This window comes from Sutterella sp., from assembly GCF_030539355.1.
Classification (GTDB): domain Bacteria; phylum Pseudomonadota; class Gammaproteobacteria; order Burkholderiales; family Burkholderiaceae_F; genus Sutterella.
In genome coordinates this window covers 1-7320 of the sequence record NZ_JAUNSF010000078.1, presented here as the reverse complement: position 1 = coordinate 7320, position 7320 = coordinate 1, and the positions used below count along the sequence as shown (strand labels likewise).

Below are 7320 nucleotides of genomic sequence, written 5' to 3'. Positions count from 1 at the left end.
GCCGAGGAGATGCAGAAGGCCGAGGTGAGGCAGAACTGCTGCACGCTCGCCGCGAGTCCCCTGCTTCTCGGAAAGTAGTCGAGGTTCATCACGTTGACGATCGGGCGGATCGCCGCTGCGGCGAAGTTGTAGACCATGGGCGCGGCGATGAGGAGGGGATAGCCCATCGCGGGCCACTTCCACTCGGAGAGCGCCCCGAGCAGCCCGGAAGCGATCAGCACCGCGATGCCGGTGAGCACGACCTTCGTGGACCCGAAGCGCGCGAGGAGCTTCGGCGAGAGCCACGCGCCCACCATCGAGATGCCGACGAAGGGGATCATCACCCAGCCGAAGCCGTCAACGCCGAGGCCCAGCACGTGGATCACGAAGTCCGCGGCGCCCGCCGAGTAGACGATGAGGCCCATGAAGCAGAAGCCGTGGGCGACGCAGCCCGCGACGAGGGGCGGCGAGCGCAATACCGATCCGTAGCGCACGATCGTCGCGAGGGGCCGGAAGGAGACGCGGCGCTCGGGCGGGAGCGATTCCTTCAGGAACACCGCCATCGTGAGCGAGATGCCGAGCGAGAGGAGCGCAAGGAAGACGAAGACCGAGCGCCAGCCGAAGAGGACCGTGAGTTCGCCGCCCACGATCGGAGCGAGCGCGGGACCGACGCCGAAGAGGATCGCCATGAGCGCGACGATCTTCGCGGCGTCGACGCCCTGCCAGCGGTCGCGGGCGATGGCCTGCGAGAGCACCGGGCCCGAGGAGGCGCAGATGCCCATCAGCACGCGCCACGCGCAGAGCGCCTCGACGGTCTCGGACATCATGGCGCCCACCGAGGCGACGGCGAAGATGATCGTCGCGCCGATCAGCACCGGGCGTCGGCCGAAGGCGTCGGAGACCGCACCCACGAAGAGCGAGGCGATCGCGAAGGCGAGCAGGTAGAGCGAGAGCGACTGCTGCACCGCGACCATCGAGACGCCGAGCGCGGCGGAGATCTCCCCGAAAGCGGGCACGTAGGTGTTTGCCGCGAAGGGCCCGAGCGTGCCGGCGAAGGCAAGGATGACGCCGTCCTTGAAGGCGGGCGGCGTGCTTGACTGGGTTGGTTTCATGGGAGAGACGTTGGCACCGGCGGCGAAGAGTCAGGGACGCCGGAGAGGAATCTGTTCTGCGGGGGACGGCACCGTTCATTCTAAGAGAGCGGCCCGACAGATTACCGACCGGGAGGGCGGGCACGCCCGGTCTCAGGCGGGCTTTACTAAAATTTTGATTCCACCAGTTCCCCACGCGCTTCGATCAGGATGACCTCTCCCCGCCCCTACCGCGGACGCTTCGCCCCCTCCCCCACCGGCCGGCTCCATGCCGGGAGCCTCGCCGCCGCGCTCGCGAGCTGGCTCGACGCCCGTGCGATGGGCGGCACATGGCTGCTGCGCATCGAGGACATCGACCCGCCGCGCGACATCCCCGGCGCGGGCGAGTCCTTCATCGAGGATCTCGCTCGCTTCGGCATGGTCCCGGACGAGCCCGTCATCTGGCAGCACGACAGGCTCGAGGCCTACGCGGAGGCGCTCGACCGGCTTGCGGCCGCTGGCGAGGTCTACGGCTGCGCCTGCTCGAGGACCGAGATCCTCGCCGAGGACGCACGGCTCGGGCTCCCGAAGGGCGTCTACCCGGGCACCTGCCGGACGGGCACGAAGGGGCGTCCCGTGCGGTCGATGCGCTTCCGCGTGCGACCCGGCATCGTCACCTTCACCGACCGCAGGCTCGGAGCCTTCAGCCAGGACGTCGAGCACGAGGTCGGGGACTTTGTTCTGAGACGCGCCGACGGCCTCTGGGCCTACCAGCTCGCCGTCGTCGTGGACGACATTGCGTCAGGCATCACCCACATCGTGCGGGGCGCCGACCTGGTCGACAACACACCGCGGCAGATTCTCCTCACCGAAGCGCTCGGCGGCGCCGTTCCGTCCTACCTCCACATTCCGCTCGTGCTCAACCGCGAGGGGACGAAGCTCTCCAAGCAGGCCGGGGCCACGCCCGTGGACTCGACCGACCCGATGCCGGCGCTCGAGGCCGTCTTCTCGCACCTCGGCTTCCCGAGGATCGGAGCGGCGAGCCCGCAGGACTTCCTCGCGGCCGCGCTCCCGCTCTGGGCCGAGCGCATCGCGCGCTGAGACTTCCTGCAGAGGTCCATGATGGTCCGCTCGTCGCTCTGGATGCTCGTCTCGACCTTCCTCTTCGCCGTGATGGCGGTGCTCACGAAGTTCGCGACCGAAAGCCTCACCGTCTGGGAGATCATCTTCTTCCGGAGCCTCTGCGGCGTCATTCTCTGCGCGGCGGTGCTGAAGCGCCGCCGCATCACTGTCCGCACGGTCCACCCTTGGCGGCATCTGCTCCGCTGCGCGATCGGGACGTCGTGCATCACGCTCGGCGTCGTGGCGCTCAAATTGCTGCCGCTCGGCACCGCGCAGACCTTCAACTACTCCGGTCCCCTCTGGTTCTGTCTCTTCCTCTCGATCGCCGCCGCGATGAAGGGCGAGCGCCTTGAGCGCCCTCTTCTTCTTGCCGTCGCCGCGGGCTTCGCGGGCGTGCTCCTGGTGCTGCGGCCCGACATCCCGACCGAGGCGATGACGGGCGCCCTCGTGGGCGTCGTGGTGGGCTTCCTCGGCGGCTCCGCGGACTTCATGATCCGGGACCTCTCGCACCACAGGGAACCGCCCGAGCGCATCGTCTTCTTCTTCACACTCGCCGGCACGGTGACCGGCTTCATCGGGAGTCTGGCGACGGGCTTCTCCGGCCTCACGACCGGATCGGCGCTGCTCCTTCTCGGGATCGGCGTCTCCGCCACGTTCGCGCAGCTCGCGCTCACCGTCGGCTGGACTTACGGACACCCGATCCTCAACGCGATCTTCCAGTTCGCCGGCATCCCGTTCGCGGTGTTCTTCGGGTTCCTCCTCTTCGGCGAGACGCCCGACCTCATCGCCGCGCTCGGCATCACGCTCGTCGCCGCCTCGGGCCTTGCCGCGTCCCTGATCCGCATGCGCTCGGAAAAACGCGCCCTGGCCGAGACCTCCTCCGCAGCTTCTAGCGGAAAGTGACGAGGCGGGCAATGATGCCCGGCTCCTAGAATCGGACGGTATCCGATCCCCGTCCGGACAGCTCCGCTTCAAATGACCTTATCGCCCGCTCCGGGAAGGTCGCCCCAATGCTTCGCTCGTCACTCTGGATCCTTTTCTCGACCTTCCTCTTCGCCGTGATGGCGGTCTTCACGAAGTACGCGACCGCGAGCCTCACCGTCTGGGAGATCCTCTTCTTCAGGAGCCTCTGCGGCGTCATCCTCTGCGCCGCGGTGATGCACCGCCGGAGGATTCCGTTCGCCACCCCGCACCCGTGGCGGTTTCTGCTCCGCTGCGTGCTCGGAACGACCGGCATCACGCTCGGCGTCTTCGCGATCAAGCTGCTGCCGCTCGCCACGGCGCAGACCTTCAACTACGCGAGCCCGCTCTGGTTCTGCCTCTTTCTCTCGCTTGCCGCGGCGATGAAGGGCGAACGGCTCGAGCGGCCGCTCCTCGCCGCGGTCGCGGCGGGCTTCGCGGGGGTGCTCATCATCCTGCGCCCCGACCTTCCGGCCGGGACGGCGGCGGGCGCCGTCATCGGCATCCTCACCGGCATCTTCTCGGGCGCGGCTGACTTCATGATCCGGGATCTATCGCAGCGCCGGGAGCCGGCCGAGCGCATCGTCTTCTGGTTCGCGCTCACGGGAACCGTCACGGGGCTCGCCGTGAGCGCGGCGACCGGGTTCTCTGAAGTCACCCTTGAGAACGCGCTGCTGCTCTTCGGCATCGGCGTGACCGGCGCCCTCGCGCTCCTCGTCTTCACGATCGGCTGGACCAAGGGTCATCCGCTCCTCAACGCAGTCTTCCAGTTCACGGGCATTCCGTTCGCGGTCCTCTTCGGACTCATCCTCTTCGGTGAGATGCCCGACGGCATCGCCTTCATCGGCATCGCACTCGTTGCGCTCGCAGGACTTGCCGCATCCCTTGTCCGCATGAAGTCGGAGAAGCGCGCCGCAAAAGCGGCGGCCTCCCGGTAAAGGACAGTTGCCATGGTCCGTCTTTCGTTTCTGATTCTGCTCTCGACCTTCCTCTTCGCCGTGATGGCGGTGCTGATGAAGTTCGCGACCGTCTCACTCACGGTCTGGGAGATCCTGCTCTTCCGCAGTCTCTTCGGCATCGTCTTCTGCGGAACGATCCTGAGGCGCCGGCATCTCACGCCCCTCACGAGCCATCCGTGGAAGTATCTGCTGCGCTGCATCCTCGGCACAGGCGGCTTCACGCTCGGCGTCTTCGCGCTCAAGTACCTGCCGCTCGGAACGGCGCAGGCCTTCCGCAACGCGAGCCCGCTCTGGTTCTGCCTGTTCCTTTCGATCGCCGCGGCGCTGCAGGGTGAGCGCCTTGAGCACAAGCTCCTTCTCGCCGTCGCCGCGGGCTTCGCGGGCGTGCTCCTCATCCTCAGACCCGACATCCCGACCGAGGCGACGACGGGCGCGCTGATCGGCGTCCTCGCGGGTCTCACCTCGGGCGCAGCGGACTACATGATCCGCAATCTTTCGCAGGAGAAGGAGCCGCCCGAGCGGATTGTCTTCTACTTCATGCTGAGCGGGACGCTCACAGGACTCGCCGTCTGCCTCGTCAACGGCTTCTCAGACTACACCTGGGAGTCCGTGCTGCTGCTCCTCGGCATCGGTCTCATGGGAACGCTCGGGCAGCTCATTTTCACTTCCGGCTGGACACGCGGTCACCCGCTTCTGAACGCCGTCTTCCAGTTCACGGGCATCCCTTTCGCGGTCCTCTTCGGATTCATCCTCTTCGGCGAGCGGCCCGACGGTATCGCCCTCCTCGGCATCACGCTCGTCACGCTCGCAGGGCTCTCCGCCTCGATAATCCGCAGGCGCGCCGAGCTCCGCACGCGGGAGACGAACGCTAAGGCCTAACCGAAATTGATGAGGACGGCAGCCCCGCACCTCACCTAGAATCGGTCTTTTCCCGCCTGCCTGCTGCAGGGCCGGGAAAAGGTCTGCCGGAAGGCCGGCGCGGATCGGGACCGCCGGCCTGAAGGCTGAAGTTCAGCACCATTTTTCTTTCAGCCAGGAAACATGCACTCTCCTCGCAGCACGCGGCGCATCGCCGCCGTTCATGACCTCTCGGGCGTGGGACGCGTCTCGCTCACGGTGGTCATGCCCATCCTCACGACGATGGGCTTTGACGTCTGTCCGCTCCCGACGGCCATTCTCTCGAACCACACGCAGTACCCGAGCTTCAGCTTCCTCGATCTCACCGACGAGATGCCGAAGATCATCGCGGAGTGGGAGAAGCTCGGCGTCGACTTCGACGCGATCTACACGGGCTACCTCGGCAGCCCCCGCCAGATCCGCATCGTCGCCGACTTCATCGACCGCTTCAGGAAGCCCGAGACGCTGATCGTCGTGGACCCCGTCCTCGGCGACAACGGGAAGCTCTACGCCGGCATGAGCGAGGACATGGTGGGCGAGATGAGGACGCTCGCGCGGCGCGCCGACGTGCTCACCCCGAACCTCACCGAGCTCTTCGCGCTCCTCGGCCGCCCCTTCCACGCCTCCTGCACGGACGCGGAACTCAAGGACGCCATCATCGAGCTCTCCGAGCGCCGCGAGCACGGCCCCGACACGGTGATCATCACGGGCGTGCCCGTCGTTGACCAGCCGAAGCTCACGAGCGTCATCGCGAGGAGCCGCTCGGACGGCCGCTGCTGGAAGGTGACCTGCCCCTACATGCCGGCGCACTATCCCGGCACGGGCGACGCCTTCACGAGCGTGATCACCGGTTCGCTCCTTCAGGGCGACAGCCTGCCGATCGCGCTCGACCGCGCCGCGCAGTTCATCCTGCAGGGCATCCGCGCGACCTTCGGCTACCAGGGCGACAACCGCGAGGGGATCCTCCTCGAGCGAGTCCTCCCCAACCTCGCGAATCCCATCCAGTCGGCGAGCTGGGAACTCCTCTGACGCCGTTTCCCGGAAATAAAGAAAGCCGCACCCGGTAGGCCTCATTCAAGAGGTCGCCGGTGCGGCTTCTGTTTTGTCGGGCGTCAGGCCTGCGCTCAGGCGGCGAGACGCTGCATCGCGATCGTCACCCAGAGGGCGGCGCCGACCGCGAGCTGCCGGTCATCGAAGTCGAAGGCCGGGTTGTGGAGGTTGGTCGCACCGTAGGGCGCCTGGCCGCCGAGGAAGCAGTACGCGCCCGGGACCTTCCTCGCGAGGAAGGAGAAGTCCTCGCTCGCCATCTGCGGGATGTCGGGCACCTTCGCGTTCTCCTCGCCCACGACTTCCTTCGCGGCCTCGAGGAACGCCTCGGCGAGCTTCGGATCGTTCATCAGCACGGCGGCGATGGGATCGAACTCGACCTCGGCGGTGCAGCCGACCGAGGCGGCGACGCTCTGCGAGACCTCGACGATGCGTTTTCTGAGAAGCTCGCCCGTCGCGTCGGAGAAGTAACGCGTGCAGCCGCCGAGCTCGGCTTCCTGCGGGATGATGTTGAAGGCAGAGCCCGTGTGGATCTTCGTGATCGAGACGACGGCGGCCTCCAGCGGCGCCACGTTTCTCGCGATGATCTGCTGGAGCGACGTCACGATCATCGCCGCGGCGAGCGCCGTGTCGGCGGAGAGCTGAGGGGCGGAGCCGTGGGCGCCCCTGCCCTTCACGTGGATCGCGAAGAAGTCCTGGCCCGCCATCGTCGCGCCCGGACGCACGGTGACATGCCCCGGAGGAACGTCCGTCCAGTTGTGCATGCCGTAGATCTCGTCCATGGGGAAGCGCTCGAAGAGACCGTCATTGATCATGGCGAGTCCGCCGCCCGCGCCTTCCTCGCCGGGCTGAAAGACCACGACGACCGTGCCCCTGAAGTCCCGGTGAGAGGCGAGATAACGCGCCGCGGCGAGCAGCATCGTCATGTGCCCGTCGTGGCCGCAGGCGTGCATGAAGCCCTCGTTCTCGCTCTTCCAGGCCGTGCAGCCCGTTTCGGTGAGCGCGAGCGCGTCCATGTCGCTCCTCAGGCCGATCGTGCGGCCGGGCCCGAGGCTGCCGCGGATCACGCCGACGACACCGGTGACGCCCACCTTCTCGGTGACCTCGATGCCCCAGCTGCGGAGCATTCCGGCCACCTTCGCGGACGTGTTGAATTCCTTCATGCCGATCTCGGGGTGACGGTGGAATTCGTGGCGCCACTCGGCGAGCTCCGCGGAGCTCGCCTTGATTTCTTCAAGGACTGTCATACAGGGTTCATCCTTCCTTTGCATAGCTTCTCATCAAAA

7 protein-coding genes are annotated in these 7320 nt (G+C 67.0%); 5 read left to right on the top strand and 2 right to left on the bottom strand.

What is annotated here, in order from left to right; translation table 11 throughout:
• A partial coding sequence (locus tag Q4F91_RS10005) for an MFS transporter (protein WP_303337292.1) occupies nt 1-1091 on the bottom strand: 1091 nt, incomplete at its 3' end.
• A gap of 189 nt (nt 1092-1280) precedes the next feature.
• On the opposite strand from Q4F91_RS10005, the gene gluQRS reads away from it, so the two are divergent.
• The 5 genes from gluQRS to Q4F91_RS09980 all read left to right on the top strand — a co-directional run bounded on the left by gluQRS (nt 1281) and on the right by Q4F91_RS09980 (nt 6016).
• On the top strand, nt 1281-2150 hold the full coding sequence (gluQRS, locus tag Q4F91_RS10000; protein WP_303337290.1) for a tRNA glutamyl-Q(34) synthetase GluQRS: 870 nt from the start codon (nt 1281-1283) through the stop codon (nt 2148-2150).
• 18 nt (nt 2151-2168) lie between these two features.
• Entirely contained in the window at nt 2169-3074 is a 906-nt protein-coding gene (locus Q4F91_RS09995) for a DMT family transporter (protein ID WP_303337288.1), read from the top strand.
• A 107-nt stretch (nt 3075-3181) separates the two neighbouring features.
• Nucleotides 3182-4069 (top strand): DMT family transporter, encoded by an 888-nt coding sequence (locus tag Q4F91_RS09990; RefSeq protein WP_303337286.1) that lies wholly within the window; start codon nt 3182-3184, stop codon nt 4067-4069.
• Between the two features lie 12 nt (nt 4070-4081).
• Nucleotides 4082-4969: a DMT family transporter gene (locus Q4F91_RS09985; RefSeq protein ID WP_303337284.1), complete on the top strand. Its 888-nt coding sequence runs from the start codon at nt 4082-4084 to the stop codon at nt 4967-4969.
• Between the two features lie 162 nt (nt 4970-5131).
• Nucleotides 5132-6016 (top strand): pyridoxamine kinase, encoded by an 885-nt coding sequence (locus Q4F91_RS09980; RefSeq protein WP_303337282.1) that lies wholly within the window; start codon nt 5132-5134, stop codon nt 6014-6016.
• A gap of 95 nt (nt 6017-6111) precedes the next feature.
• On the opposite strand, the gene Q4F91_RS09975 is transcribed toward Q4F91_RS09980, so the two are convergent.
• Nucleotides 6112-7281: an amidohydrolase gene (locus Q4F91_RS09975; protein WP_303337280.1), complete on the bottom strand. Its 1170-nt coding sequence runs from the start codon at nt 7279-7281 to the stop codon at nt 6112-6114.
• Nucleotides 7282-7320: the final 39 nt, after the last annotated feature.

Excerpts from the sequence above, each read along its gene's own strand:
- Q4F91_RS09995 (WP_303337288.1), top strand. The coding sequence starts at position 2,169 with ATGATGGTCCGCTCGTCGCTCTGGATGCTCGTCTCGACCTTCCTCTTC.
- Q4F91_RS09990 (WP_303337286.1), top strand. The coding sequence starts at position 3,182 with ATGCTTCGCTCGTCACTCTGGATCCTTTTCTCGACCTTCCTCTTCGCC.
- Q4F91_RS09985 (WP_303337284.1), top strand. The coding sequence starts at position 4,082 with ATGGTCCGTCTTTCGTTTCTGATTCTGCTCTCGACCTTCCTCTTCGCC.
- Q4F91_RS09975 (WP_303337280.1), bottom strand. The coding sequence starts at position 7,281 with ATGACAGTCCTTGAAGAAATCAAGGCGAGCTCCGCGGAGCTCGCCGAG.
- Q4F91_RS09980 (WP_303337282.1), top strand. The coding sequence starts at position 5,132 with ATGCACTCTCCTCGCAGCACGCGGCGCATCGCCGCCGTTCATGACCTC.
- gluQRS (WP_303337290.1), top strand. The coding sequence starts at position 1,281 with ATGACCTCTCCCCGCCCCTACCGCGGACGCTTCGCCCCCTCCCCCACC.